Annotated in this window: 20 protein-coding genes; 7 read left to right on the top strand and 13 right to left on the bottom strand. The window is 66.7% G+C overall.

Translation table 11 applies throughout. The features are described from left to right. Positions 1-56: 56 nt before the first annotated feature. The 7 genes from GM909_RS00995 to GM909_RS00965 all read right to left on the bottom strand — a co-directional run bounded on the left by GM909_RS00995 (position 57) and on the right by GM909_RS00965 (position 12,498). Positions 57-4,667, bottom strand: a complete 4,611-nt coding sequence (locus GM909_RS00995; protein ID WP_235911554.1) for a translocation/assembly module TamB domain-containing protein — start codon at positions 4,665-4,667, stop codon at positions 57-59. Further along, a complete protein-coding gene (locus tag GM909_RS00990) occupies positions 4,664-6,547 on the bottom strand; it encodes an autotransporter assembly complex protein TamA (protein WP_157014578.1) in 1,884 nt (627 codons plus the stop codon). The genes GM909_RS00995 and GM909_RS00990 overlap by 4 nt, the downstream gene beginning before the upstream one ends. A 223-nt stretch (positions 6,548-6,770) precedes the next feature. After that, positions 6,771-7,565, bottom strand: coding sequence for a 5-deoxy-glucuronate isomerase (gene iolB, locus GM909_RS00985; protein ID WP_157014321.1), 795 nt, complete (start codon positions 7,563-7,565; stop codon positions 6,771-6,773). A 4-nt stretch (positions 7,566-7,569) separates the two neighbouring features. Then, positions 7,570-7,782 (bottom strand): DUF3329 domain-containing protein, encoded by a 213-nt coding sequence (locus GM909_RS00980; RefSeq protein ID WP_157014320.1) that lies wholly within the window; start codon positions 7,780-7,782, stop codon positions 7,570-7,572. Beyond that, positions 7,779-8,663 (bottom strand): myo-inosose-2 dehydratase, encoded by an 885-nt coding sequence (gene iolE, locus GM909_RS00975; RefSeq protein WP_157014319.1) that lies wholly within the window; start codon positions 8,661-8,663, stop codon positions 7,779-7,781. Before iolE ends, GM909_RS00980 begins: the two co-directional genes overlap by 4 nt. A 38-nt stretch (positions 8,664-8,701) precedes the next feature. Further along, positions 8,702-10,552: a 3D-(3,5/4)-trihydroxycyclohexane-1,2-dione acylhydrolase (decyclizing) gene (gene iolD, locus GM909_RS00970; RefSeq protein WP_157014318.1), complete on the bottom strand. Its 1,851-nt coding sequence runs from the start codon at positions 10,550-10,552 to the stop codon at positions 8,702-8,704. Between the two features lie 20 nt (positions 10,553-10,572). Continuing rightward, entirely contained in the window at positions 10,573-12,498 is a 1,926-nt protein-coding gene (locus GM909_RS00965) for a bifunctional 5-dehydro-2-deoxygluconokinase/5-dehydro-2-deoxyphosphogluconate aldolase (protein WP_157014317.1), read from the bottom strand. A 159-nt stretch (positions 12,499-12,657) separates the two neighbouring features. Between GM909_RS00965 and iolG the strand changes: the two genes are divergently transcribed. Next, positions 12,658-13,647 carry an inositol 2-dehydrogenase gene (gene iolG / locus GM909_RS00960; protein WP_157014316.1) on the top strand — a complete coding sequence of 330 codons (990 nt, stop codon included), beginning with the start codon at positions 12,658-12,660 and terminating at the stop codon, positions 13,645-13,647. 203 nt (positions 13,648-13,850) lie between these two features. Here iolG and GM909_RS00955 read toward each other — a convergent pair whose 3' ends face one another. Continuing rightward, positions 13,851-14,693: a MurR/RpiR family transcriptional regulator gene (locus GM909_RS00955; RefSeq protein WP_157014315.1), complete on the bottom strand. Its 843-nt coding sequence runs from the start codon at positions 14,691-14,693 to the stop codon at positions 13,851-13,853. Between the two features lie 203 nt (positions 14,694-14,896). Between GM909_RS00955 and GM909_RS00950 the strand changes: the two genes are divergently transcribed. From GM909_RS00950 to GM909_RS00935, 4 genes are all read left to right on the top strand, one after another. Then, positions 14,897-15,826, top strand: a complete 930-nt coding sequence (locus GM909_RS00950; protein ID WP_157014314.1) for a sugar ABC transporter substrate-binding protein — start codon at positions 14,897-14,899, stop codon at positions 15,824-15,826. 315 nt (positions 15,827-16,141) lie between these two features. Beyond that, on the top strand, positions 16,142-17,272 hold the full coding sequence (locus tag GM909_RS00945; RefSeq protein ID WP_157014313.1) for an ABC transporter permease: 1,131 nt from the start codon (positions 16,142-16,144) through the stop codon (positions 17,270-17,272). Beyond that, positions 17,272-18,051, top strand: a complete 780-nt coding sequence (locus GM909_RS00940) for an ATP-binding cassette domain-containing protein (RefSeq protein ID WP_157014312.1) — start codon at positions 17,272-17,274, stop codon at positions 18,049-18,051. Before GM909_RS00945 ends, GM909_RS00940 begins: the two co-directional genes overlap by 1 nt. An 88-nt stretch (positions 18,052-18,139) precedes the next feature. Then, the gene (locus GM909_RS00935; RefSeq protein ID WP_157014311.1) at positions 18,140-19,252 is read left to right on the top strand and encodes a Gfo/Idh/MocA family protein; all 1,113 of its coding nucleotides are present in this window, start codon (positions 18,140-18,142) and stop codon (positions 19,250-19,252) included. On the opposite strand, the gene GM909_RS00930 is transcribed toward GM909_RS00935, so the two are convergent. Both GM909_RS00930 and GM909_RS00925 read right to left on the bottom strand, forming a co-directional pair. Beyond that, positions 19,220-20,134, bottom strand: a complete 915-nt coding sequence (locus GM909_RS00930) for a LysR family transcriptional regulator (protein ID WP_157014310.1) — start codon at positions 20,132-20,134, stop codon at positions 19,220-19,222. The two genes, GM909_RS00935 and GM909_RS00930, sit on opposite strands and share 33 nt — an antisense overlap. 9 nt (positions 20,135-20,143) lie before the next feature. Then, on the bottom strand, positions 20,144-21,208 hold the full coding sequence (locus GM909_RS00925; RefSeq protein WP_235911552.1) for a YeiH family protein: 1,065 nt from the start codon (positions 21,206-21,208) through the stop codon (positions 20,144-20,146). A 251-nt stretch (positions 21,209-21,459) separates the two neighbouring features. Here GM909_RS00925 and GM909_RS00920 point away from each other — a divergent pair, with 251 nt between their 5' ends. Then, positions 21,460-21,819: a septal ring lytic transglycosylase RlpA family protein gene (locus GM909_RS00920; RefSeq protein ID WP_157014309.1), complete on the top strand. Its 360-nt coding sequence runs from the start codon at positions 21,460-21,462 to the stop codon at positions 21,817-21,819. A 10-nt stretch (positions 21,820-21,829) separates the two neighbouring features. Here GM909_RS00920 and GM909_RS00915 read toward each other — a convergent pair whose 3' ends face one another. From GM909_RS00915 to GM909_RS00905, 3 genes are all read right to left on the bottom strand, one after another. Further along, on the bottom strand, positions 21,830-22,723 hold the full coding sequence (locus GM909_RS00915) for an SMP-30/gluconolactonase/LRE family protein (RefSeq protein WP_235911550.1): 894 nt from the start codon (positions 22,721-22,723) through the stop codon (positions 21,830-21,832). A gap of 17 nt (positions 22,724-22,740) precedes the next feature. Then, entirely contained in the window at positions 22,741-23,508 is a 768-nt protein-coding gene (locus GM909_RS00910) for an SDR family NAD(P)-dependent oxidoreductase (protein WP_157014308.1), read from the bottom strand. 79 nt (positions 23,509-23,587) lie between these two features. Then, complete coding sequence (locus GM909_RS00905; RefSeq protein WP_157014307.1) at positions 23,588-24,925, bottom strand: putative bifunctional diguanylate cyclase/phosphodiesterase; 1,338 nt, start codon at positions 24,923-24,925, stop codon at positions 23,588-23,590. A 183-nt stretch (positions 24,926-25,108) separates the two neighbouring features. On the opposite strand from GM909_RS00905, the gene gshB reads away from it, so the two are divergent. After that, on the top strand, positions 25,109-26,053 hold the full coding sequence (gene gshB, locus GM909_RS00900; RefSeq protein ID WP_157014306.1) for a glutathione synthase: 945 nt from the start codon (positions 25,109-25,111) through the stop codon (positions 26,051-26,053). Positions 26,054-26,115: the final 62 nt, after the last annotated feature.

Here is a 26,115-nt window from a genome sequence, read left to right as displayed (position 1 = left end):
CATATGCAAATTGCAGGCCGGATCCGACGCAATCGGGCCGGGCACCGTGGCCTTTCTCAGTAATCGCGTTCGAAGAACAGGCCGACGCCGGTGTCGCCGTCGGAGGCGACCGAGCCGCGGGCCTTCAGGTCCTTGGTGATGTCGAGATTGATCGTGCCGCGCGTGGTGCCGCTGGTGCCGGCTTCCACGCCAAGATAGATATTGTCCTGGATATAGCGCCCCGCGCGCACCCCGGCCCCGCCTTCCTCGTCGGTGACGACGTCGAGCTCGTCGAGCCCCGTCGCGCCGCGCAGGTTCTGCAGGAGCGAGGTATTCGAGCCGCCCGCCAGCTCGGCGGCGGCGGCGGCGAGCTGCGCGATCTGGACGGCCGACAATTCATCGAGCCCGCGGTTGAAGATGAGCCGCGCCAGCACCTCGTCCTCGGGCAGTTCGGGCTGTGAGGAAAAGCCGATATTGAGATCCGACACGCGCCCGCGCACCGTGATGAAGACGTCGATGCCGCTGCGCTCGGCCCGCGCGATGAAGTTGAGGAACGGGTCGAGATCGCCCACCAGCGTCACTGTGCCCTCGTCGAAGGTGATGCGCTGGCCGATGATCGCCAGGCGGCCGCGGATGAGCTCGAAACCGCCGACCGGCTGAATATCGCTCACCGGCCCGGTGAGGCGGACCTGGCCGCCCAGCTCGGCGTCGAGGCCGCGGCCGCGCACGAAGATGCGGCCCGGCGCGTCGATCGTCATGTCGAGCCGGGCGATGCTCGGGCGCGCCGAGGGCATGGGCGTGCCGTCCTCGGCCTGGGCGCGGCGCAGGGTGGCCTTCACGCCGGGCGATGGATTGATGTGGCGGACATCGAGGGCGGCGGCTCCGCCGCCGAAGTTCGAGGGCACGGAAATCTCGGCCCGTTCGACGGTCAGCGCGCCGCCGATCAGGGGATCGCGGGCGAGCGCGCCGGTGATGGTGATCTCGCCGCTGACGGTGGCCACCACCATGTGGCCGTCGGCGTAGCGCGCCTGGTTGAGGCCGATCCTGATATTGGCCGGAAAGCCGGCCTGGCTGTTTGTCGAGATCGTGCCGGAGGCGTTGATGGTGCCGCCGCTGGCCGACGCCGCCGTAAGCGAGGCGATCGTCACGGTTTCGCGTTCCAGGCGCGCCGAAAGCGCGATGTCGTTCAGCCGGAGATTGCTTTGCGGGTCGACGATCTGCGCGCCGCTGGCGGAAATGCTGCCGGCCAGTTGCGGCCGGTTGAGGCTGCCGGTGGCCGTCAGGTCGAACGTGACCGTGCCCGACGCCTGTGCGCCGCGCTCGGCAAGCAGACGGTTGGCGAGCGCCAGCGGCACATTGCCCCTGGCCGACATTCGCAGACCGGCGCCCGACAGAGGCGCCGTGCCGCTGGCCGTGATCTCCAGGCCCGCCGGCCCGTCGACGCGCCCGGTCTCCAGCGTCAGCGCATTGCCGGCAAATCGCCCGCGCGCCTCGGCGCTGAGCGGCGCGGCGCCGAATTCTTGCAGCGTTGCCGCCGACAGGCCCGTGCCGGAAAGCTGGAACGTCGCTTCGGGGTCGGCCAGCGTTCCGCCAATGCGGGCCGAGCCGGTGACATTGCCGGCGAGGTTCTGGCCCGGCACGGCCCTGTTGAGCAATGCGAGGGGGAAGCTTTCCAGCCGCGCGTCGAGGTCGAGGCGCCCGTCGCCCAGGGGAACCGCGCCGTTGGCGCTGGCACGAAAGCCCCTGGGGCCGGTCAGCGAGGCGTCGACATTCATCATCCCGCCGCTGGTGGTTCCGCGCGCATCGATGGAGACCTGGTCGAGGCCCGCCGCGCGCAGTGCAGCGGCGGTGAGCGACCGCCCGGAGAGGTCGAACGTGATTTCCGGCGCGTCGCGCGTTCCGGCAATGCGCGCCGAGCCATTCAGCGTGCCGCCCAGCTCCAGATCCGGCCGGATGGCGTTGGCGAGCGCCAGCGGCAGGTCGCGGATGGTGACATTCATGTCGAGCGCCTCGGCGATCGTACCGGCCGCCGCGACATGGCCGCTGCCGACCGCCAGAGCGAGATCCTCGATGGTGACGGTCTGGCCTTCGACGAGCAGCGATGCGGGCCGGCTGAGCCGCGCGGCGAGTTCACCCTGGGCGAGATCGGTCCGGCTCAGCGACAAGCGGAAACCCTCGCCTTCCGGCGCCAGGGCGCCGGTCGCCCCGACGGTCGCTCCATTGGCGAGGCCGGCGTCGAGCGTAAAATCAGTTTGCGTGCCGCTGCGCCTGGCTTCGGCCTCCATCCGGTCTATCGTCACGCCGCCCGCCACGACGCCGCTGGCGCGCGCGGTGCCTTGCGCGGCAGGCACGCCCAGAAGGTCGTCGATCGCCACTGCAAGATCGGCCGCGTCGATCCTGGTGTCGCCCAGCTCGAACCGTTCGATATCTGCACTGATGTCGGCGTGCTGGCGGTTGTCCTGTGCGGCCAGCTCGATCTGCGCCTGGATAGCGCCCCGAGCATCGGCAAGAAAGAGAGCCGCGGCGGTCGAGATGTCCGCCGCATCGACAGCGAGGGACCCTGAAAAGAGCCCCGACGCATCCTGCGTGACATTGCCCGTCAGCCGCGCGCCGCCGGCCGCAAAGCGCAGGTCGCCGACCCGTTTCTCGTCCTCGGCAAGCGCGACTGCCGCCGAAAGCTCGGCCAGCACGCCGTCGAGGAACGCGCTGCCGGCCAACTGACCGTCGAGCACATTGTCCTGCAGCGTGCCGTCGAAGCCGAAATGCGCCTCGCCGAGCCGCTTGCCGGCCAGGTTGCCCCCAGGCACGCTCGCCTGAAAGGTGAGATTGATCAGGCCGTCGCCACCCTTGGCTGTGCCAGACGCCGTCAGCCGCCCCTCGGCCTGGGGCGACAAAAGGGCAAGATCGGAAAGCGTGAAATCGAGATCGAAATCTGCGGCACCCGTGGCAAATGTGCCGTCGGCTGCAAGGGTCACCTGGTCGTTCCCGATCCTGAGCCCGTCGGCCGTCAGGCCCTCTTCGCCGCGCGCCGCCCGGCCGACGATGGTCGTGGCGCCGGCGAGCAGATTGTCGGCCGCTTCGTTGTCGATGCGCAATTCGTCGGCCGTGCCGTCGAGCGTCAGGTCGAAGGCGCCGGTCAATGGACGCAACTCGCCATTGGCGCTCAGATCGAGCGCACCGGACAGGTCGCGCCCGGCAAGTGCCGAAAACGGCGCAAGGCTGGCCGTCTCCAGCCCGATGCGGCCGCGATAGGCGAGATCGGCAAAATTGCCTTGCGTCGAAAGGCGAAGCGCCTTGCCCGACAGAACCGCGCGGGCGATCTCGACCGGCGATCCGGCGCGCCAGGATCCTTCGACATCGAGTTCGACCGCTTCTCCCAGGGCTTGCGCCACGTCGGCCCGTTCGGCAGTGATGCCGGAGATATCGCCGTCCGCGGCAAAGGTGATTTCGCGCACCGTCGGGCGGTCGAGATTGCGGGCCAGGCCGCCAAGCTCCAGCACCGTTTGTTCGGCTGCCAGGCCACCCGTTTGGAGACCGGCAAGGTCGACGGTCGCACTCCAGGTCTCGTCCGTCGCATCGCCATAGGCGATTTCCATGCGACCTTGGTCCAGCGTCGTCGTGGCGCCCGGTACCGGGAGCAGCACGCGCGAGCCGTCCGCATTGGCAATGCGCGCGTCGAGGGCGAGGCGGCGCAGGAAGCCGTCGCTGCCGGTTTCGGCCGAAGCGTTGAGCGCGAGGGCGGCGCTGGTGAGATCGAGATTGTCGAGGCGGATACCGCCGGCGTCCTTGACGAGGCCGGCCGCTTCGATACCCGTCTCGGCGCCGAAGAAATCGCGATAGACCGGCGCCACCAGCCGCGCCACCGACCCTTCGAGCCGTGAAGTGAAGGCGAGCCCCTCATTCTGGCGGCGCAGGCCGGTCTGGCCCGAAAGGACGCGTTCTCCGGCGGCATCGAGCGTCGTCGTCAGGTCAAATGCGGATAATGGCCCGCTGCCCGATGCGGCAAGGTCGATCGGCGGCCTGCCCTCGATGTTCAACAGATTGGCCACCACGCCGTCTTCGGGTTCCGACAATGCCAGGTCGATGTCGAGCTGTTCCGTTTCGTTGGCGAAGCTCGCCGCCAGGTGCAACCGGCCGCCGGGCCCGTCGAGGCGCGTCAGGTCGAGCTCGGAGTCGAGCTCGGAGTCGAGCGAGCCGCTTTCCAGCCGAATGCGCCCGGTAACCGCGAGGACGGATTCCAGGCCGAACACAGTTTCCCCGAAGCTGACGCGCTCGACCTCGAGCGCATCGAGCACGACCGCCACCGGCAGCTCCGGCAGGCTGAAGGATCGCGATTCCGGGCTTGGCAGGCTTTCGTCCGGCAGCGGTTTGCGGGCGACCTCGATCGCCTCGGCCGACAGCGTATCGATGGCCAGGCGCCCGCGCAGCAGGGCAAGGCGGCTCCACACGATCGAGGCATTCTCGATGCGCAGCCAGACGCCGTCGCGGTCGGCCACGGTGATCTCGCCGATGCGCGCGTTCGACGACAGCGCGCCCTGGATGCCGTTGATGCGGATTTGCCGATTGGGCGTGGAGAGCTGGTTTTCCACGAAGCGCAGGAAATAGGAACGCTCCTCGTCGGCCGTGTCCTGGGCGAATACAGGGCTCGCGGCAAACAGCAGCAGCATTATGAATAGAAGCCGGGTCAAAACGCCTGTCCTATTCCAACGTAGAAGGCGAAGTCGGGATCGTCCGGGTTGGGATCGATCGGTACGGCGAAATCCAGTCTGATCGGGCCGAGGGGCGTCAGATAGCGCAGGCCCGCACCGACGCCCAGCTTAAGGTCCTGGTCGAAATCGGGAAAGGTCTCTTCGCCCACATATCCCGCATCGACGAATCCGACGACGCCGATCGTCTCGGTGACGCGGGTGCGCAGTTCGACCGAGCCCTCGATCAGCGAGCGGCCGCCGATCACATTGCCGGCCGGCGTTTCAACGCCGATATTGCGGTAGGCATAGCCGCGCACGGAAGCGCCGCCGCCGGCGAAGAACAGGCGGTCGGGGGCGGCTTCCGCGATTTCCGGGCCGATCAGCGTGCCGAGCTTGACGCGGCCGGCCAGCACGAAGCGGGCATCCTCGCCGAAGCCGTAATAGGTGCGGCCCTCGGCGGTGAAGCGCACGCCCGGATTGTTGTAATTGAATTCGTAGAAGGGCTCGGCAACGAAATCGGCGTAGTAGCCGCGCGTGGCGTCGGCCGGATTGTCGCGCGTGTCGTAGGTCAGGCCGCCCAGTAGGCCGGCGCTGGTGAATTCGCGCGTTCCGAACGTGTCGTCCTCGAAGCGCGCATGCCGGGCGTTGACGAACAGGCGGCCGGACAGTTCGTCCGTGAAGACATGGGTGAAGCCCGTCTCGGCCGACACGCCGGTCTTTGTATAGGGATCGAGCACCTCGCGCTCGCCGATCAGCGAGGCGCTGAAATCGGTGTCGGGCGTGTAGACGCCCGGCTTGGTGAAGATGATGCCGGTGCGGTAGGTGAAGTCGTCCGGGTCGAGGCTGTCGATGCCTGCCACACGCCCCTCGATGCGCAGCCTCTCTGCGCGGCCGAACAGGTTGCGGTGCATCCAGTAGGCTTCGAGCCCAATGCCGTCGAGCGTGGAATAGCTGCCGCCAAGCCCGATGCGTCTCAGCGCACGCTCCTGCACGATGACGCTGAGCGGCAGGAGACCCTCGCGGGTGATGGCGTCGGCCTCCTCGATGCGCATGGAGCGGAAGACGTCGAGCCGGGAAAGCCGGGTGCTGGCTTTTTTCAGATCGTCGGGGTCGTATTCCTCGCCCGGTTTCAAGCCGGTCATATAGGCCACGAAAGCCGGATCCATACGTTGTGTCCCGGATACCGAGACGGGACCGTAGACCGCACGCCGGCCAGGGTCCATTTCGATTGCCGCGTCGACCTGATCGCCATCATGGGCGGCTGTCACGCGGCGTTCGATGACGCTCGCCTTGGCATGGCCCTGCTGGCGCCAGGCGTCGATCGACAGCCGCTCGGCCTGCAGGATCACCCCCGAACGAGCAACCTGGCCGGGCGCAAAGCCGGCTTTGGCCGGTGGCTCGACCTGATCGCGCCTGTCCGTCGTCGGCGGGGCCGGGTTGACCACCGTGGCGTCGCGGAAATGAAACAACGGCCCCGGATCGACGATCACCCGGACGGCCGCGGAGTTGGCGAGACGGGCGTCCGGCGGCAGGTCGAACGCCTCCTTGCCGTCAATCGTGATGCTGATCGTTCCGCCGTAACGCCCGGTCGAATAGAGCGTGGCGAGCAGCTTTTGATAATCCCCGCGCGCCTTGGCGATCAGGCCGGCCGCGCCCGAGGCGGGTTCGGCGCGGTCCTGCCACAGGCTGGAGGCGCCCTTCAGGGTCTTTTCCATGCCGTCGACATCCGCCGCCACGGCGAAGTCGATCGAATAGGGCTGCGGCTGGCCGATGATATCCGCAGTTTCGGCCTCGCGGTCGCGCTCGAAGAAGCGCATGCCGAACAATTCGAAGGCTTGCCCCGGCGGCACGGTGGCAAGCTGCAGCGCGATCGCGCCCATGGCAAGAAGGGTCGGCGTCTTGTACCGGCGGCCGCTCAACTGCCTTCCCCTCCCTCGACTCGCACGAACTTGCACTCACGTCACATTTCGACCGCCCGCCGCAGCCTACTTCCCACAAAGCAGGGTGAGTCTTCAAGCGCGGAGCGAAATACGTCTGGCCGCAGGGTAAATGTTTGGCGGCGATTGAAACATCATCGCCACACAGGGGGTGCGGGAGGCTGCCCTATTCGAGCAGCCAGGCGTGCTCGGCGGCGTTATGGAACTTCCAAGTGCGCTTCGGTCCGGCCATGACATTGAGATAATAGAGGTCGTAGCCATGGCAGGCGGCGCAAGGGTGGTAGCCTTTCGGCACGAGGACCACATCGCCGTTTTCCACCGCCATCGCCTCGTCGAGCGCGCGGTCGTCGGTGTAGACGCGCTGGAAGGCAAAGCCCTGCGGCGGGTTCATGCGGTGGTAATAGGTCTCTTCCAGATAGGATTCGGCCGGAAGATCGTCCTCGTCGTGCTTGTGCGGCGGATAGCTCGACGTATGGCCGCCGGGCGTGATGACTTCCACGACGAGCAGCGAATCGGCCGGTTCGTTCTCCGGCAGGATGTTGGTGACGTAGCGGGTGTTGGTGCCCTTGCCACGCACCTCCTGGCCGAGGTCGTCGGGCGATATCGCGCGCGCCGGCAGATTGCCGCCGAGCCCCGGCGCCGAGCAGATTGCCAGCTCCAGCGCGTCTTCGGCCGTGACGCTCCAGTTTGAACCTTGCGGGACATAGAGCGACCACGGCTTGCCGTCGAAAGGCGTCTTGCGCCCGCCGAGAATGCCGAAGTCCCGGCCGCCGGCGGCGGCTTTGCCCGACCCGGTAACGAAGACGAGACAGACCTCACGGTCTTCGGTCTGCGCCGAGACGATCTCGCCCGGCTTCAGCCGGTGGAGATCGAACCCGACATAGGTCCAGCCGGCGCTTTGCGGCGTCACCGAGATGACCCGGCCGTGCGCACCGTCGGGTTTCACCAGCAACCTGGACATGATTTTACTCCTTGTCGTGCGGATTGGCGGCCGTTTCATCGTCGGGGCGCCAGGCGATGAAGAAGCTCCAGACGCCATAGGCCGTGACCGCCGCGGCCAGAAGCGCCCAGCCGGTCTGGCCGTTCGCCCATTCGACGAGCGCCCAGGCGGCACAGGCGACAACGATCATGGCGCGCACCCAGAGCGGCCGGAATATGCGGTCTGCGCCCTTGCTCATCGAAGCCCCGCCTGTTTGAGGAAGGATGCGAGATTTTCATGGCCCATTGCGGCGTAAGTCGCGGGAGTGGCCTTTTTCGGGTCCTGCTCCGCCTCCACGACCACCCAGCCGCTATAGCCGGGCAGGGCCTTCAGCACGGTCACGAAATCGATCATGCCGTCGCCGGGCACCGTGTAGACGCCCGCCAGAACCGCGTCGAGGAAGGACCAATCGTGACGGTTGGCAGACCACATCACGTCTTCGCGAACGTCCTTGCAATGGACATGACCGATGCGGCCGTTGTAATGGCGGGCAAGCCGCGCCGGATCGGCGCCGCCCCAGACCGCATGGCCGGTGTCGAGCAGCAGGTGCACGGCGTCGCCCGTCACCTCCATGAACCGGTCGATCTCCGCCTCGGCCTGGATACAGGTCCCCATATGGTGATGATAGACGAGCTGCAGTCCGAATTCGTCCATCAGGGCAGTTGCGAATTCCGTATAGCGCGCGCCGAATTCGCTCCAGGCCCCGTGCGCCAGAACCGCCCGGGCCGAAAGCGGCACGGACCGGTCGCCATGGATGGCGTTGGAGGTCTCGGCGGCGATGAAGACCGAACAGCCCATCGCCTTCAGGAGCGCGGCATGATCGCGGGCGGCTTCGAACTCGTCGGCTGCGGCCCGCGTCAGGAGACTGGTCGAATACCAGCCGCCGACCAGCGCCAGGCCGTGCGCGTCGAGCACCGGCCGCAATGCCTCCGCCCGTCGCGGGAACTTGTTGCCGAGTTCCATGCCTTCGAAGCCGGCAGCGCGCGCCTCGCCGAGGCATTGCTCGAGCGGAATGTCGCCGCCCACTTCCGGCATGTCGTCGTTCGACCAGCCGATAGGGTTCACCCCGATGCGGATCATTCTCTTGCTTCTCCAAATTCGTTCGCTGGCGGCAGAGGTCAGTCTCCCATCCGCTGCCGCTTCGTCTCTTCTTCATAGTCCCGCCGCTTCGCGGCCACCTCGGAGCGTTCGCTCACCTCAGGCACGGCGACATCCCACCAATGACCGCCGGCCTCGGTCGAGATCAGCGGGTCGGTGTCGATGACGATCACGGTGGTGCGCTCGTTGCCGCGCGCCCTTTTCAAGGCCTCTTCGAGTTCCGCGATCGAGGCGGCCTTTTGCGCAATCGCGCCGAGGCTCGCCGCGTGGGACACGAAGTCGACCTCGGGCAGGCTCTCGTGCCGCGCGTCCTTGAACAGATTGTTGAAGCTCTCGCCGCCGGTCGCCACCTGCAGCCGGTTGATACAGCCAAAACCGCGATTGTCGAGCAGGACGATGGTCAGTTTCAGGCCGAGCATGACCGAGGTGGCGATCTCGGAATTGAGCATCAGATAGGAGCCGTCGCCGACCATGACGACGATCTCCTCGTCGGGCCTGGCCATCTTGGCGCCGAGCCCGCCGGCGATCTCGTAACCCATGCAGGAATAGCCGTATTCGCCGTGATAGGAGCCGGGCTTTCCGGCCCGCCAGAGCTTGTGCAGCTCGCCCGGCAATCCGCCGGCGGCATGCAGCACGGTAATATCGGACCCGAGCGCGCGCTGCACCGCGCCGATCACCTGTGCGTCGGAGGGCAGGGCCGCATTGGTGGCGGCTGTCGCGGCATCGGCTTCGCTTTGCCACTCCGCCTTGCCGGACTTGGCGTTTTGCGTCCATTCGGACGGAGCGTTCCAGTCGCCCATCGCCTCGCGCAGTTCGCGCAGGCATTCGCGCGCATCGCCGACGACCGGCACCGCGCGGTGCTTGCCCGCATCGAAGGGCTGCACATTGATCCCGACGATGCGCTTTGCGCCGTTTCGGAAGAGCGCCCACGAGCCGGTGGTGAAATCCTGCAGGCGGGTGCCGACGGCGATCACAAGGTCGGCCTCCTCGGCGAGACGATTGGCGGCCGCGGTGCCGGTGACGCCGACCGCTCCCATGTTCAAGGGGTGATCGTCCGGCAGCGAGGACTTGCCGCCCTGCGTCTCGCAGACCGGGAGGCCGGTCGCCATGGCGAATTTGGCGAGTTCTTCGCTGGCACCGGAATAGAGGACGCCGCCGCCGGCAATGATGAGCGGCTTTTGCGCCGCCCCGATCGCGTCCGCCGCCTCGCGCAGCTCGCGGACGTCGGCGCGCGGCCGGCGCGGCAGCCAGACCCGCTCGGCAAAGAAGCTTTCGGGATAGTCGAAGGCTTCGGCCTGCACGTCCTGACACAGCGCCAGCGTCACCGGGCCGCATTCGGCCGGATCCGTCAACACCTGCATGGCGCGGCCGAGCGCCGGAACGATCTGCTCGGGCCGCGTGATGCGGTCGAAATAGCGCGAGACCGGGCGGAAGCAGTCATTGGCCGAGACGGTTGCGTCGCCGAAATCCTCCACCTGCTGCAGCACGGGGTCGGGAATGCGGTTGGCGAAGACATCGCCCGGCAGAAGCAGCACCGGCAGCCGGTTGACATGGGCAAGTGCGGCCGCCGTCACCATGTTCGTCGCGCCGGGGCCGATCGACGTGGTCGCGGCCATCATGCGGCGGCGGAATGTGGCCTTGGCGAAGGCGATCGCGGCATGCGTCATCGCCTGCTCATTGTGGGCGCGAAAGGTCGGCAATTGCTCGCGCACCCCGTACAGCGCCTCGCCGAGGCCGGCCACATTGCCGTGGCCGAAGATCGCCCACACGCCGGCGAAAAGCGGCAGCCTCTCGCCGTCGATCTCGGTCATCTGGGCCGCGAGATGGCGCGTCAGGGCCTGCGCCATTGTGAGCCGCACCGTCTTCGCCATTGTCGAACTCCTCCAGGGACCTATGCGGCCTGTTGGCCGCGCGCGGCAAGCCAGCTCTGCGTCAGTTGCTTGAACCGGGCTGCCATGTCGCCGATCGCCTCTGCGTCGCTCATGCGCCCGGCCAGCCATTCCTCGGCGGCGTGGGCAAACAGCGTGCGCCCGACGGCGAAACCCTTGACGATCGGGGCGGTGGCGCATGCGCGAAAGGCCGCTTCCAGATCCTTCGCCGGCGCCTCCAGTCCCAATAGCACGACGCCGCGGCACCAGGGGTCGTGCGCGCCGATGACGGCCTCGATGGCCGCCCAGGCCTCGGGCGAGCGCTGCGGCTCGAGCTTCCACCAGTCCGGCTTGATGCCGAGCCCATAGAGCTCTTCGAGCGCCCGCGCCACCGTCGTGTCGTCGAGCGGCCCGTGCCGGCCGGCGATGATCTCGATCAGCAATTCGCGGCCGACCTTGCGCGACGCCTCGAACAGCCTTCTCAGCGTCTGCTGCTGCTCGTGCTTGAGCGCGTCCTCGTCGTCCGGATGATAAAAGCACAGGCATTTGATGCAATGGTCGACCGGCCATTCGACGAGCTGCGCGCCTATATCCTGCGAAAATTCGAACCTGAGCGGCCGCGACCCCGGCTCCTCCACCGGCCGTCCGAGCCAGGACATGTCGTGGCGGGCAAATTCGAACATCGCCTCGCGGCCGTGTTTCTCGTCGATCAGCATGCCGTAGCCGGCGCGACCGCCGGCGACCTCCGCCGCCGCCTTCACCGCCAGCACCTTGAAGGCGGCAATGCGCCCCACATCGCCGCCGCAGCGCGCCGCGATCTCCTCGAGCTGCACGCGGTGGTCGATGGCAAAGGCCATCAGCGACGGGATCGCCTTGCGCCGCGTCGTCGCCCAGTGGACATGGTTGAGTGCCTCGTCCTTTCGCAGTGCCGTCTCGCGGCTGCCGTGCTCGAGAAAATACTGCAGTTCCGCGAAGGTGGGGATTTCCGGCGAGCACAGGAGCCGCGAGACGGCGAAGGCGCCGCAGGCATTGGCCCAGGTGGCCGCCGTTTCCAGGCTTTCGCCGGCCAGCCAGCCGCGCAGGAAGCCCGACATGAAGGCATCGCCGGCGCCCAGCACGTTGTAGACCTCGATCGGGAATCCCCGGCCGACAATGCCGGCTTCGAGATCGTCGGAGATCGCGCCTTCATAGACGATGCAGCCCATCGGCCCGCGCTTCAGCACGATGGTCGCCCGCGAATGGGCCCGGATCGTTTTCAGGGCCGCCAGGAGATCGCTTTCGCCCGACGCGATCAGCACCTCCTCTTCCGTGCCGACGATGAGGTCACATCCGGCGAGCACCGTCTTCATCTTGGCCGATACTTTTTCCGAGGCGACATAGCGGTTGTCGCCCTCGGCATGGCCGGCGAGCCCCCAGAGGTTCGGCCGGTAGTCGATGTCGAGGACGACATTGCCGCCGGCCTCCTTCATCAGCCGCATCGCCTTGCGCTGTGCGGCATCGGTGTTGGGTTGCGAGAAATGCGTGCCGGTGACGACGAGCGCGCGCGCCGAGGCGACGAAGGCGGGATCGACATCGTCCTCGCACAACGCCATGTCGGCGCAGTTTTCCCGGTAAAAAAGCAGCGGAAAATTCTTGTCGTTTTCCACCGACAGGATGGCGAGCGCCGTCAGCCGTTGGCTGTCACTGACGATCGCTTTGTCCGAGACACCCTCGCGGCGCATCTGCTCGCGGATGAAACGTCCGAACTGCTCGTCGCCGACACGCGTTAAAAGCGCCGACTTCAGGCCGAGCCGTGCCGTGCCGATGGCGATGTTGGCCGGGCAGCCGCCGACGGATTTGGCGAAGGAAGACACATCCTCGAGCCGCGAGCCGATCTGCTGGCCGTAGAGATCGACCGAGGCGCGGCCGACGGTGATGACGTCCAATACCCTCCCGTCTTCATCGGCCATGCCGTCCTCCCTGCGGCGTTTCCGCGCTCCGTGCGGGCGCGCGCCGTTGCGATATGGTAGTGATCGTGCGAATGAAACATAAATTCCATTGCAGCGTCAATATGGAATGAATATTCTGAATATGGCAATGCCATTCCAGTTCGAAAAGGACCTTTGACGATGATCTCAATCGCGCTGCTCGGTGCCGGCCGGATCGGTCAGATCCATGGGCGCAACATCGCCGCCTCGCCGCGCGCAAGGCTGGCCGCCATTTCCGATCCCGTGCCGGACGGCGCCGAGGCGTTGGCTGCCGTCACCGGCGCATCCGTCATGGACGCCGATGCGGTGTTTGCCTCCAGCGGGATCGACGCCGTCTTGATTGCCACGCCGACCGACACCCATGCCGACTTTATCGAGCGCGCGGCGGCGGCCGGCAAGGCGGTCTTGTGCGAAAAGCCGATCGACATGAGCGCCGAGCGCATCCGTCAAACGCTGTCCAAGGTCGAGGCGGCCGGCGTGACGCTGATGATCGGCTTCAACCGCCGCTTCGATCCCAATTTCGCCGCCCTGCAACGCCGCCTGGCCGAGGGCGAGGTGGGCGATGTCGAGCTGGTGACGATCCTGTCGCGCGATCCCGCGCCGCCGCCGGTCTCCTATGTCGAGCGCTCGGGCGGTCTGTTCCGCGACATGATGATCCACGATTTCGACATGGCCCGCTTCCTGCTGGGCGAGGAGATCGTCGAGGTGCAGGCGGTCGGCTCGGCGCTCATTGATCCGGCCATTGGCAAGGCCGGCGACGTCGACACCGCTGCCGTCGTGATGAAGACGGCCTCGGGCCGCATCTGCCAGATCTCCAATTCGCGCCGCGCCACCTACGGCTACGACCAGCGCATCGAGGTCCATGGCTCCAAGGGATTGCTGTCGGCAGGCAATGTGCACGAGACGACCGTTCGCTTCGCCGGCGCGTCCGGCGTCACGGCCGACCCGGTGCAGAACTTTTTCCTCGAGCGCTACGCCGCGGCCTACCGCGACGAACTCGAAGCCTTTGTCGATGCGCTGGAGAGCGGGACGAAGCCGCCGCCCGACGGTCTTGACGGGCTGAAGGCACAGCAACTGGCCGACGCGGCGACGCAGGCCTGCTTTTCCGGCAAGCCCGTACGGCTGGATTGAGCGGGACGTGTTCTAAGGGGGAGGGCAATCGTATTTCCCCCCTCCACCATGCTTCGCATGGTCCCCTCCCCCGTAAACGGGGGAGGATCAAGCGACGCCGCAGGATCCACCCCTGCGAAGCGGGGGAGGGGGACCGCCGAAGGCGGTGGAGGGGGTAGAGAGAGCCAGTTGCGATTGTCTTCCCTCAAGGGGAAAGAACCGCGTCACCCCTTCCTTCTGCGCTCGGCCACCGCCACCGTCAGCGCCATGCTGAGCGCCATGGTCGCCGACAGGGAGCGGAAGCCGGAGAAATCGGCTTCGGCGATCTCCAGCCACTCCGTGGCGCATTCGGCAAGCGGAGAGAAGGCGCTGTCGGTGATTGAGACGACCGGCAGGCCCTTGACGCTCAACTGCCGCGCCTGCTCGACGGTTGCCGGCGCGTAGGGCGAGAAGCTGACCGCGACGACGGCATCGCGCGGCCCCGCCAGGTCGAGGACCTCGGGATCGAGCCCGGCCGCAGATCCGGTCAGGAAATAGCGCACCTTGAGCTTGCCGAAAGCGTAGGCAAGGTAGCTCGCCACCGGAAAGGCCCGCCGCCGCCCGACGATGTAGATCGTCTCCGCGCCCGCCAGAATGGAGGCGGCCTGCTCGAAGCGCGCCGGATCGACGCTCTCCGACAGCCGGTCGATCGACTGGCCGGCGGCGGCCAGGAAGCCGTGCAGCACCGCCTGGTCCTCCGAGCCGCCTTCCGCACCGGCGCGGATGACGGCGAGCCGTTCGTCATAGTTCGACGTGCGTTCCTTGAGCCGGGCCCGGAAGATCCCCTGGAGATCGGAAAATCCGTCATAGCCGAGATGCTGGGCGAAGCGGACCAGCGTCGAGGGCTGCACCTCGGCCGAGGCGGCGACGCTGGCGGCGGTGCCGAAGGCGATCTCGTCGGGATTGTCGAGCGCGTAGATGGCGACCTGCGCCAGCCGCTTCGGCAGGTCGCTGCGCCGGTCCAGAATGAGCTGGCGCAGCGCGTCGTAATCGCGCGGTGTCGTCGTCTCCCGGTCGCCTGCTTCCATATGCCTGCCGTCCCTGCCGCCGCCGGCTCAGTCGCGCATTGCCGGCCAAGATTCAACTCTTGACGCATCGTGCCACAGATGGAATAAATATTCCAGCAGTGAAATTTTCGGTACGTATGTTCCGTTGTCGCTGCACGTGCGGCGCCAGCCGGGTGGAGAATGCGGCGCTGTCGAACCATCGTTTCGATCTGGGAGGATGCATCATGAAGAAACTCGTAAAGTCCCTGCTGGTGGCAACGGTCCTTGCCGGCACGGCCGTGGCGGCCGAGGCGACCGACATCATCGTGGTCAGTCACGGCCAGGCCTCCGACCCGTTCTGGTCCGTGGTCAAGAATGGCGTCAGCCAGGCGGCCGCCGACATGGGCGTCAATGTCGACTACCGCGCGCCGGAAACCTTCGACATGGTGGCGATGAGCCAGTTGATCGACGCCGCCGTCAACCAGGCGCCGGACGGCCTGGTCGTCTCCATCCCCGATGCCGACGCGCTCGGGCCCTCGATCCAGAAGGCCGTGGCCGCCGGCATCTCCGTCATCTCGATGAATTCGGGCTCGGACGTCTCCAAGGAGCTCGGCGCGGCGCTGCATGTCGGGCAGGACGAATTTGACGCCGGCAAGGCCGGCGGCGAAAAGCTCAAGGAAATGGGCGGCGAGAAGGGCATCTGCGTCAATCACGAGGTCGGCAATGTGGCGCTCGACCTGCGCTGCGAGGGATTTGCCGAAGGGTTCGGCGGCGAGGTGACGGTTCTGCCGACCACCAACGATCCGGCCGAGATCCTGGCCAAGGTCAAGGCGGCGTTGTCGACGGACCCCGAGATCGACACGATCATGACGCTCGGCGCGCCGCTGGCCGGTGAGCCGACGGTCGCCGCCGTTGCCGAATCCGGCATGGAAGGCAAGGTCAATGTCGCCTCCTTCGACCTGTCGGCCAATTTCCTGCAGGCCGTGGCCGACGGCAAGGCGGCCTTCGCCATCGATCAGCAGCAATATCTGCAGGGCTATCTGCCGGTGACCTTCCTGGCGCTCAACGCCGAATACGGGCTGATGCCCGGCGGCAACGTGCCCTCGGGCCCGAACCTGGTGACGCAGGACAAGGCGGCCCAGGTGGTCGACCTGTCGGCAAAGGGCATTCGCTAGAACATGTCCCGCTCAAATGGAATCGTTTGAGCGAAAGGTCCGTGTTCCAGCATATTGATCTGGCGCGCATATCTTTGCTTCAAACGTTTCCTTTCGAAGCAATAGCGCGCTAGGCCATTGTATCCGGCGACGTCCGCACAGCATGTCGTCGTGCGAAGTTGCCCCGTCCACCACGCTTCGCGTGGTCTCCCTCTCCCGTGAACGGGGGAGGATCAGGCGAACCCGCCGGTCCCTCCCCTGCGAAGCGGGGAAGGGGAACCGCCGAAGGCGGTGGAGGGGACGCCCCGGCCCCTGGACCGCAAAGAGGAAACGGCCATGACGGACCAGAATACGGCAGTCATCGAAGAGGCGCGTGACGAGCGGCTGAAACAGGCCTCCTTCCTCACCCGCCTGATGCGGCGCCCCGAACTGGGCGCCGTCATGGGCCTCGTCATCGTTGCCGGCTTCTTCATGATGGTTGCCAACCCCGTCATGTTCGAACTGTCGGGCGTGATGAACTTCCTGGCCCCGGCCGCCCAGCTCGGCCTTTTGGCCATCGGCGCATCGCTGCTCATGGTCGGCGGCGAGTTCGACCTGTCCGTCGGCTCCATGGTCGCCTTTGCCGGCCTCATCTTCGGCGCCTGCGTCGTCACCATCGGCCTGCCGCTGCCGGCGGCCATCGTGCTCACCCTCGCTTTCGCCGCGGCGATGGGGTTCGTCAACGGACAGATCGTCATCCACACCGGCCTGCCGAGCTTCATCGTCACGCTGGCCTTCCTGTTCATCCTGCGCGGCCTGTCGCTGGTCGGGCTCAAATGGGCGACCGGCGGCGCCACGCAATTGCGCGGCGTCCGCGAGGCGGCGACCGACACGCCGCTCGACGCCTTCTTCTACGAACTGTTCGCCGGCGAGGCGTTCGAGGGCCTGTTCGCCTGGCTCGCCGCCAATGACTGGACGGCGAAGTTTCCCAATGGTCAGCCGAAAGTCACCGGCATGCCCGTCGAGATCCTCTGGTTCGCGGCAATCGCCTGCCTGGCCGCCTTCCTGCTGACGCGCACGCGCTACGGCAACTGGATCTTCGCCTCCGGCGGCGATGCCAATGCGGCGCGCAATTCCGGCGTGCCGGTGCGCCGCGTCAAGACCTCGCTGTTCATGGTGACGGCGGCCTGCGCCGCCCTGGTCGCCATCCTGACCGTGCTCGATTCGGGCTCGACCGACGCGCGCCGCGGCTTCCAGAAGGAATTCGAGGCGATCATCGCGGCGGTCATCGGCGGCTGCCTGCTGACCGGCGGCTACGGTTCTGCAATCGGTGCGGCGCTCGGCGCCGTCATCTTCGGCATGGTGCTGATCGGGCTGACCTACACAGCCATCGACCAGGACTGGTATCTCGTCTTCCTCGGAACCATGCTCCTGATGGCGGTGTTCTTCAACAACATCATCCGCAAGCGCGTGACGGGAGAACGCTGATGTCTGCCCCAATCGTCGAAATGCGCGACATCGAGAAGCACTTCGGTTCGGTGATCGCGCTGGCGGGAGTTTCGGTCACGGTCAATGCGGGCGAGGTGCATTGCCTGCTGGGCGACAATGGCGCCGGCAAGTCGACCTTCATCAAGGTGATGGCCGGCGTGCATCAGGCGACGAAGGGCGAAATGCTGGTCGACGGCAAGACGGTCCGGTTCTCCAGCCCGCGCGGGGCGCTCGATGCCGGCATTGCAACCGTCTACCAGGACCTGGCGATGATCCCGCTTATGTCGGTGACGCGCAACTTCTTCATGGGCCGCGAGCCGGTCAGGGGCATCTGGCCGTTCCGCCATGTCGATTTCGACTTCTGCGATCGCGTCACGCGCGAGGAGATGCATCGCATCGGCATCGACGTGCGCGACCCCGGCCAGGCCGTCGGCACGCTTTCGGGCGGCGAGCGCCAATGCGTGGCGATCTCGCGTGCCGTCTATTTCGGTGCCAAGGCGCTGATCCTCGACGAGCCGACATCGGCGCTCGGCGTGCGCCAGACCTCGATGGTGCTGAAATATATCGACATGGTGCGCAAGAAGGGGCTGGCGGTCGTCTTCATCACCCACAATGTGCGCCATGCCATCGCCGTCGGCGACCGCTTCACCGTGCTCAACCGGGGCAGGACACTGGGCACCGCGCTGCGCGGCGAGATCAGCGCCGAGGAACTTCAGGACATGATGGCGGGGGGCAAGGAACTGGCCGAATTGTCGGACGAGCTGGGCGGCACGGTCTGACGAGGATTCCTCCCGCGACGGCCCGATCATCTTGACGGCCGTCCAACTCGGGGCGGCGCTGCCGCCCCATTTTTTGGAGACAGCGGCAATGCAGGACATCGGCGTCGGTCTGATCGGAACAGGCTATATGGGCAAGTGCCACGCGCTTGCCTGGAACGCGGTGAAGCCTGTCTTCGGTGACGTGCCGACAATCCGGCTCGCCCATCTGGCAGAGACGGATGACGAACTGGCCCGCACCCGCGCCGACGAATTCGGCTTCGAGCGGGCGAGCGGCGACTGGCGGGCGCTGATCGCCGATCCGGCGGTCGATGTCGTCTCGATCACCACGCCCAACCGGTTCCACGCCGAAATGGCGATCGCCGCGCTTCAAGCCGGCAAGCATGTGTGGTGCGAAAAGCCGATGGCGCCGAAGCCGGAGGACGCCGAAGCCATGCTGGCCGCGGTGCGCGCATCAGGCAAGGTGGCGATCCTCGGCTACAACTACATCCAGAACCCGGCGATCCGCCATATCCGCGCCCTGCTCGATGAGGGCGCGCTCGGCACGGTCAATCATCTGCGCCTCGAAATGGACGAGGATTTCATGGCCGATCCCGACATGCCCTTCATGTATCGCCACGAGGCGTCGTCCGGCTGGGGCGCGCTCGACGATTTCGGCGTCCACACCCTGTCGCTCGTCTCGACGCTGCTCGGCCCCGTGGCGCGCGTCATGTGCGACATGGCGAAACCCTATGAAACGCGTATCACGGCGGACGATGGCCGGCGTGCCGTCGAGGTCCACGATATCGCCACCGTACTCGTGCGGCTGGAGGGCGGCGCGTCGGGCGTGATCGCCCTCAACCGTTCCGCCTGGGGCCGCAAGGGGCGTCTTGCCATCCAGATCTTCGGCTCGAAGGGCTCGATCGTCTACGACCAGGAACGCATGAACGAGTTCCAGCTCTATTCGACGGCGGACCGGGCGAGCGAGCAGGGTTTTCGCACCGTGCTGACCGCCCCACATCACGCGCCCTATGATCGTTTCGTTCCCGCGCCCGGTCATGGGCTCGGCTTCAACGACCTGAAGATCATCGAATGCCGGCAACTGATCGGCCGCATGCGCGGCGAGCCGGCTGCCGCGATCGGCTTCGAGGAGGGTATCGGCATCGAACGCACGGTCGACGCCATGGCCCGGTCATTTCGCGAAGGACGCTGGGTCGACGTCTGACGCCGTCTCGGCAAGCAGCGCCTCGAAGGCGCTGGCGGCATTGGTGCGGTGATGCTCCTTGTGCCGGATCAGGCTGAACCGGCGCACAGGCAGCGTCACGCGCGGGCTGGCGAGTGCACCCGCCAGAATCGCGCCGCCCGTGACATGGCTCGACAGGATCGCCGCGCCTGCGCCGGCCTCGACCGCCGCGCGCACGGCCTCGTTGGTCGGCAGTTCGACCGCGATCTCGATATCCGCCACTGAAAGCCCCGCCTTCTCCAACGCCCCTTCGAGGGCTGCGCGGGTGCCCGAGCCGGGCTCGCGCACGACCCAGGCCGTGTGCGCGAAATCGGCAACCGAAACAGCGGCACGGCCCGCCCAGGGATGGGCCGGCGAAACGACCAGCACCAGCCGGTCCGTGGCGACCGGGCGCACGGCGAGAAGCGGGTCGTCGACTTCGCCTTCGACGAGGCCGATATCGGCCAGGCCGTCGCGCACCATTTCGGCCACGGTCTGCGTGTTGGTGACGGTCGCCGTCAGCGCGATGCCGGGATAGCGGGCCCGATAGGCGGCAAGCCGTGCCGGCATCCAGTAATTGCCGACCGTCTGGCTGGCGGCGATCTTCAGCGTTCCGCGCTTCAGTCCGGCCAGTTCCGCTAGCACCGTTTCGGCGGCGCCGGCGCGTGCAAGCACGGCGCGGGCTTCGCCGAGAAAGGCGCGGCCGGCCTCCGTCAGCACGATGCCGCGGCCCACCCGGTCGAACAGTTTCGTGTCGTAGCGTGCCTCGAGCGCAGCGATCGCCGCACTGGTCGCCGACTGCGTCAGGTTGAGCGCGCGCGCCGCCTGCGTCACGTGCTCGCGCTCGGCCACGGCGATGAAGATGCGAAGCTGTTCCAGTGTCACGGGACCTAATTAGACGCAGAGCACGACAAAGAACAGGCTGAATGCGCTGATGAAGAGCGTGGCGGCAAGGGCGAGCATCAGCGGCCGCAGGCCCTTGGCCTTCAGCCGTCCGATATCGGTGCCGAGCCCCATGGCGGCGAGCGACAGCGACAGGAGGAAGGCCGTCGCCTGAACGATCATGTCATGCAGCCAGGGCGCCGGCGGTGCGAAGCTGTTGAGTCCGACCACGCCGGCAAAGCCGAGGATGAACCAGGGAAAGGGCGCTTTCGCGCCGGAGGCGTCGCCGTTTGCCGCGGCGCGCCGCGCGGCGAAGCTGCCGAGCAGCATGACGACCGGCGCCAGCAGCATGACCCGCGCCAGCTTGGCGATGACGCCGAACTCGCCCGCTGCCTCGCTGTGCTGGAAGGACGCCGCGACGACCTGGGCGATCTCGTGGATGGAGGCGCCCGTCCACAGGCCATAGGCATGCGGGCCGAGTTCGAGCAGACCCGCCAGGAGCGGATAGATCAGCATGGCGAGCGAGCCGCAAATGGTGACGCAGGCAACGGCATAGGAAACATCCTCGTCCGGCGCCCTGGTTGCCGTGTTCGCTGCAATGACGGCCGAGGCGCCGCAGATCGACGTTCCCGCGGCAATGAGTTCGGCGAGCTTGCGGTCGACGCCGAGCGCGCGGCCGAGCCGGACGGTGAAGACGAATGCGGCTGCCAGCGTCGCGGCGATCACCGCCATGCCGGAAAGCCCCACTTCGGCCAGTTGCCAGCCGGTAAGCTGGAAGCCCAGCAGGATGATGGCGAAACGCAGCACGCGCCTGAGCGCAAAGGCGAGGCCCGGGGCAGCGCGCGCCGGCACGCCGACGACGGCGTTGAAGCCGATGCCGACGAGAACCGCCAGGATCATCGGGCTGAACATCGCCAGGCCGGGCGTCGCCGCGAGGCCGGTCGCGCCGGCCGCTATCGCGCCCGCCAGCACAATGCCGGCAAGAGGGCCGTCTTGGGGGGCTGCGGCCGGGGCATCCGGATCCTGCGCACCGTCCGCGCCGGTCCAACCGTGGCCGATGGCGCTTTGCTTCATCATTGCTGTCTCGTGGCGATCATGCATGTCGGCCACGAGCCTGTTCGATGAAGGTCAATCGATCAAACGAATAATAAATGTCGAAATGATCGGTAAAAGCGAACGTTTTGGCTGCAGTCCCGCTATCGGGCGGCATAACCCGGTATTGCCGGGCGAATCAGAAAGTGATGCGGACCGTCCTTGGCGCCTGCTGCCGGCCCCGTTAGGCCGTTAACCATTGTTGATGGAGCGACAGGAGAGGGTCGAAAAGACCAATGAACAAGCGAAATCGCGCGATCCGCGCAGCGCTCGGACTCGGCGCACTCATGGTCGTCGCGTCGGCGGGCGACGCCGCGGCCCAATGCGGCCGCGCATCCTGGTACGCGCTGACCTCGAAGACAGCGTCGGGCGAGCGGATGAACCCGGCCGCGATGACGGCGGCTCATCGCACGCTGCCCTTCGGCAGCCAGGTAAAGGTAACGAACAAGGGCAACGGTCGTTCCGTCGTCGTCAGGATCAATGACCGCGGGCCGTTCATTCGCGGCCGCGTGATCGATCTGTCGAAGGCGGCGGCGCGCAAGCTGGGCTTCATCCGGGCTGGCCATACCTCGATCTGCATGACGCGGATCAAGTAGGCCCGGACGGTTACAGCGCCACGCGCGACTCGAAACGGCCGCGCACCTTTCTGTCCACGACGAACGTCTTGCCGGCATGCGGATCGCGCTCGCGCGCCGCGGCGTCCTTGCCCTTCCAGGCCGAGGTGACGACTATTTGCGAGGCGTCGGGGCCGGCGAAGGCGGGGCAGCTCGATTGCCCGGCCGGTATGGCGATCGTTTCGATGAGCTGTCCCCCGGGCGACCACTTGTCGAGCGCGCCCGCGCCCCAGCGCGCGTTCCAGATATTGCCCTCGGCGTCGCACACCGAACCGTCGGGCCAGCCGTCCTTGCCGCGCCGATCGATGAAGGGTTCCGGATCGCCTGTCGGCAGACCCGTCGCCGGATCGCACGCGACCCGGTAGACGATGGCACGCGGCGTGTCGGTATAATAGGCGATCGCGCCATCGGGCGAAAAGCAGATCGAGTTCGGAATGGAAATGCCGGGATAGAGTTGCCGGATCTCGCCGTTGCGGTACCAGTAGATGGCGCCCGCATCGCGCCCCTCGTCCTTGGCCATGGTGCCGATCCAGAAGGCGCCGGAGGGATGGACTCTGGCATCGTTCGACCGCGTATTCGGGTTGTCGGCCTCAAGCGGCCGGTGCAGCGTCAGCGCGCCGCTCGTCCGCTCGCGCAGGTAAAGCCCGTCCTCTGCCGCGATGAGCTGGCGCTCATCGTCCACCACGGCAAGCGCGCTCGCCATGAATGGCAGGTCGTGGACGCGGGTCGGCCCGTCCGGAAAATCGCGCTCCAAGAGCTTTCGTCCGACAATGTCGAACCAGTAGAGCGTGCCGGTATCGGGATCGTAGGTCGGACCCTCGCCGAGCTCGCAGGCATTGTGGCACAGGATGCCGGCGCCGTGGCCCGGCATGTTGTTGTCGTTCATTCCTTCCCTCCCGGATTTCACAGATACCCGCCGTCGACGATCAGTGTCTGCGCCGTCATCATGCGCGAGGCCGACGAGGCGAGGAACAGGCATGGCCCGACCATGTCGCCGGGCTGGATCTCTTCCTTCAGGCATTGCCGGTCGATGAAGGCGGACAGGGCCTCCTCCGTCACCCACAGCGCACGCTGGCGCTCGGTGATCACCCAGCCGGGCGCGATCGCGTTGACGCGGATACCGTAGGGGCCAAGCGCGCCGGCCAGCCCCTTGGTCAGCCCGACCACCCCGGCCTTGGCCGCCGTATAGGAGGGATATGCGCCGCTGTTGATCATGAAGGAGATGGAACTGAAATTGACGATCGTGCCGGCGCGCGCCGCCTTCATGCCCTCGGCGACAGCCTGCGCAGCAAAGAATTGCGGCCGCAGATTGATCGCCTGGTTGTCGTCCCAAAAGTCCGGCGTGATTTCCTCGATGCGGTGCCGGTCGTCGAGCGCGGCATTGTTGACCAGCACGCTCACCGTGCCGTGCGCTTCTGCCGCGTTGCCGGCGGCCGTGCGCAGGGCTTCCACATCGCGCAAATCGGCCTTCAGGAAGAGCGGCCGGTTTCCGATTTCGGCCGCCAGCCGGTCGCACAGCGCCTGGCTCTCCTCTTCGGCAATGTCGATGAAGGCGACCTTCGCGCCCTGGCGCGCGAACCCCTCGGTCAGGCTGGCACCGATGCCGGAGCCGCCGCCGGTGATCAGCACCGAGGCGTTTTCGAGATCGGGAAAGATGGCGCTGGGCATCATGCGGCTTGTCTCCTCCGGTCGGACCGACCGCAGGTATCGGAGAAATGGGCCGCCGCCGCAACCCCGTCCGTGCGGCACGCTACTGCGCGGCCACGGCCGCCGCGGCATAATCCCGGCGCAGGGCGTCGAGTGTTGTTGCCGCATCGGCCGGACGGCCGAAATGGTAGCCCTGGCCGCCGGCGCAGCCGAGGCCGAGCAGCATCTGCGCCTGCTCGTCGTTTTCGATGCCCTCGGCCACGGTCGTCATGCCGAGCCCTTCGCTCATCGCCAGGATGGCGCGCACGATGTGTTCGGACGGCCGGTCGTCGAGCATCGATGCGACGAAGGCGCGGTCGATCTTCAGCTTGTCGAACCTGAACTCGCGCAGCCGGCCGAGGCTGGACTGGCCGGTGCCGAAATCGTCGAGCGCTATTCTGATCCCCTCATTGCGGAAATCGTGGATGATCGCCTCGGCCGAGGCGGGGTCGCCCATGACGCCGGTCTCGGTGATCTCGATTTCCAGCCGCCGCGGGTCGAAGCCGGTGCGCTCCAGCAGCGACAGGACGGCGCGTCCGGTGTTCTGATCGACCAGTTGGGACGGCGAAAGGTTGAACGACAGAAACAGCTCGTCCGGCCATTTCTGCGCCGCGGCGATCGCCTTGCGCAACAGGAGTTGGGCGAGCGGTCCGATGATGCCGCGTTCTTCCGCGATCGGAATGAACGAACCCGGCGAGACGACGCCGAGATCCTTGTCGGTCCAGCGGGCGAGTGCCTCGAAGCCGATGATGCGGCGCGTCTCCAGGTCGACGATCGGCTGGAAATGCGGCTCGACCTCGCCGGCCGACACGGCCCGCCGCAGCGCCTGCTCGATGCGCGTGGCACGCTTTTGCGCCTCCTCCATCTCCTGCGTATAGACCACGACACGGCCGCGCCCCGAGCGCTTGGCGTGATAGAGCGCGGTTTCGGCCCGGGTGATGAGCTCGGCCGGTTCTTCGGAGTAGAGGAAATAGAGCGAGCAGCCGACCGACGCCGAAAGGCGTGCCGTGCGCTCGCCAATGTCGTAGGGTGCCGACAGGACCTCGATCAGCATGCGCGCCCGTTCTCCCGCGGCCGCCTCGGAGAAGGTCATCGGCAGCAGGAAGGCAAATTCGTCGGCGCCGATGCGCGTCACGGTCGAATGCTGGTCCATGGCGGCATGCAGGCGCATGGCCGCCTGCTGCAGGATGTCGTCGCCCGCCTTGCGGCCGAACAGGTCGTTGATCGGCTTGAAACCGTCGAGATCGATGATCCCGATGGCGAACGGCGCGGGATCGTCGGCGCGCTCGGCGATCAGCCGCGCGATCTTGCCGTGGAACCGGCGACTGTTGCCGAGCCCTGTGAGGGGGTCCGTCAATGCGAGATCCGCATTGTCGGCGGTCGGGTTCACTGCGCCGGTCATTTGGCCCTTCGATGGCGTTGGAACTTGCTGTCTGTCGGCTGTCGAGCAGACCGGTCCGGCATGCTCGCAGCAAACCCTTTATGAAGCGTATCGATCGGCGTACCCAGACCGTCATTGGAAAATCGGCCGCGAGGCTATACATGCATCGGGCCTGACACAGATGCGCATCGCCGGAGAACGCTCATGCCGCTGAAAGTTGCCGTCCAGATGGATCACGTCGCGACGCTGTCGATCGCCGGCGATACCACCTTCGCCCTGTCGCTCGAGGCCCAAAAGCGCGGCCATGAACTTTTTCATTACACGCCCGACCGGCTGTCGCTGCGCGACGGCCGCGCGACCGCCCGCGTCGAGCCGATGACGCTCAAGGATGTGGAGGGCGATCACTATGCGCTCGGCGAGGCGCGCAAGGTCGATCTGGCGGAGATGGACGTGGTGCTGCTGCGCCAGGATCCGCCCTTCGACATGAACTACATCACCACGACCCATATTCTCGAACGCATCCATCCCGCGACCCTGGTCGTCAACGATCCCGCCTGGGTGCGCAACAGTCCGGAAAAGATCTTCGTCACCGAATTTCCCGACCTGATGCCGGACACGCTGATCACCAAGGATCCCCAGGAGGTCGCAGCGTTCCGGCGCGAATTCGGCGACATCATCGTCAAGCCGCTCTACGGCAATGGCGGCGCCGGCATCTTCCACCTCCTCGAGGCAGACCGCAATCTCGCCGCGCTGCTGGAAATGTTCGGCCAGATGTTCCGCGAGCCCTATATTGTCCAGCGCTATCTCAAGGAGGTGCGCGGCGGCGACAAGCGCATCATCCTGATCGACGGCGAGCCGGTCGGCGCCATCAACCGCGTGCCGGCCGAGCATGACTCACGGTCCAACATGCATGTCGGCGGGCGCGCCGAGAAGACCGAATTGACCGAGCGCGAGCGCGAGATCTGCGCGCGCATCGGCCCGGCCCTGCGCGAGCGCGGCTTCATCCTCGTCGGCATCGACGTCATCGGCGACTATCTCACCGAGATCAACGTCACCTCGCCGACCGGCGTGCGCGAGGTGAAGAAATTCGGCGGCGCCGATATCGCCGCGCTGTTCTGGGATGCGGTGGAGGCCAAACGCGCCGGCTGAGCGTTCCCCGGCTGTTCGCGTTCTGCAACCGCTTTCAACCGGGCTGCGCGCAATGCGATAGT

This window comes from Mesorhizobium xinjiangense (genome assembly GCF_009749525.1).
Classification (GTDB): Bacteria; Pseudomonadota; Alphaproteobacteria; order Rhizobiales; family Rhizobiaceae; genus Mangrovimarina; species Mangrovimarina xinjiangensis.
Note: the sequence above shows the minus strand (reverse complement) of the source record. Positions and strands in the feature narration are given on the sequence as shown.

Bases quoted from the DNA above. Each gene is read 5' to 3' on its own strand.
- GM909_RS00965 (WP_157014317.1), bottom strand. From the start codon at position 12,498: ATGGCCGATGAAGACGGGAGGGTATTGGACGTCATCACCGTCGGCCGC.
- GM909_RS00950 (WP_157014314.1), top strand. From the start codon at position 14,897: ATGAAGAAACTCGTAAAGTCCCTGCTGGTGGCAACGGTCCTTGCCGGC.
- GM909_RS00955 (WP_157014315.1), bottom strand. From the start codon at position 14,693: ATGGAAGCAGGCGACCGGGAGACGACGACACCGCGCGATTACGACGCG.
- iolB (WP_157014321.1), bottom strand. From the start codon at position 7,565: ATGTCCAGGTTGCTGGTGAAACCCGACGGTGCGCACGGCCGGGTCATC.
- GM909_RS00920 (WP_157014309.1), top strand. From the start codon at position 21,460: ATGAACAAGCGAAATCGCGCGATCCGCGCAGCGCTCGGACTCGGCGCA.
- gshB (WP_157014306.1), top strand. From the start codon at position 25,109: ATGCCGCTGAAAGTTGCCGTCCAGATGGATCACGTCGCGACGCTGTCG.
- GM909_RS00945 (WP_157014313.1), top strand. From the start codon at position 16,142: ATGACGGACCAGAATACGGCAGTCATCGAAGAGGCGCGTGACGAGCGG.
- GM909_RS00925 (WP_235911552.1), bottom strand. From the start codon at position 21,208: ATGATGAAGCAAAGCGCCATCGGCCACGGTTGGACCGGCGCGGACGGT.
- GM909_RS00935 (WP_157014311.1), top strand. From the start codon at position 18,140: ATGCAGGACATCGGCGTCGGTCTGATCGGAACAGGCTATATGGGCAAG.
- GM909_RS00910 (WP_157014308.1), bottom strand. From the start codon at position 23,508: ATGATGCCCAGCGCCATCTTTCCCGATCTCGAAAACGCCTCGGTGCTG.
- iolG (WP_157014316.1), top strand. From the start codon at position 12,658: ATGATCTCAATCGCGCTGCTCGGTGCCGGCCGGATCGGTCAGATCCAT.
- iolE (WP_157014319.1), bottom strand. From the start codon at position 8,663: ATGATCCGCATCGGGGTGAACCCTATCGGCTGGTCGAACGACGACATG.
- GM909_RS00905 (WP_157014307.1), bottom strand. From the start codon at position 24,925: ATGACCGGCGCAGTGAACCCGACCGCCGACAATGCGGATCTCGCATTG.
- GM909_RS00915 (WP_235911550.1), bottom strand. From the start codon at position 22,723: ATGAACGACAACAACATGCCGGGCCACGGCGCCGGCATCCTGTGCCAC.
- iolD (WP_157014318.1), bottom strand. From the start codon at position 10,552: ATGGCGAAGACGGTGCGGCTCACAATGGCGCAGGCCCTGACGCGCCAT.
- GM909_RS00940 (WP_157014312.1), top strand. From the start codon at position 17,272: ATGTCTGCCCCAATCGTCGAAATGCGCGACATCGAGAAGCACTTCGGT.
- GM909_RS00990 (WP_157014578.1), bottom strand. From the start codon at position 6,547: ATGGGCGCGATCGCGCTGCAGCTTGCCACCGTGCCGCCGGGGCAAGCC.
- GM909_RS00980 (WP_157014320.1), bottom strand. From the start codon at position 7,782: ATGAGCAAGGGCGCAGACCGCATATTCCGGCCGCTCTGGGTGCGCGCC.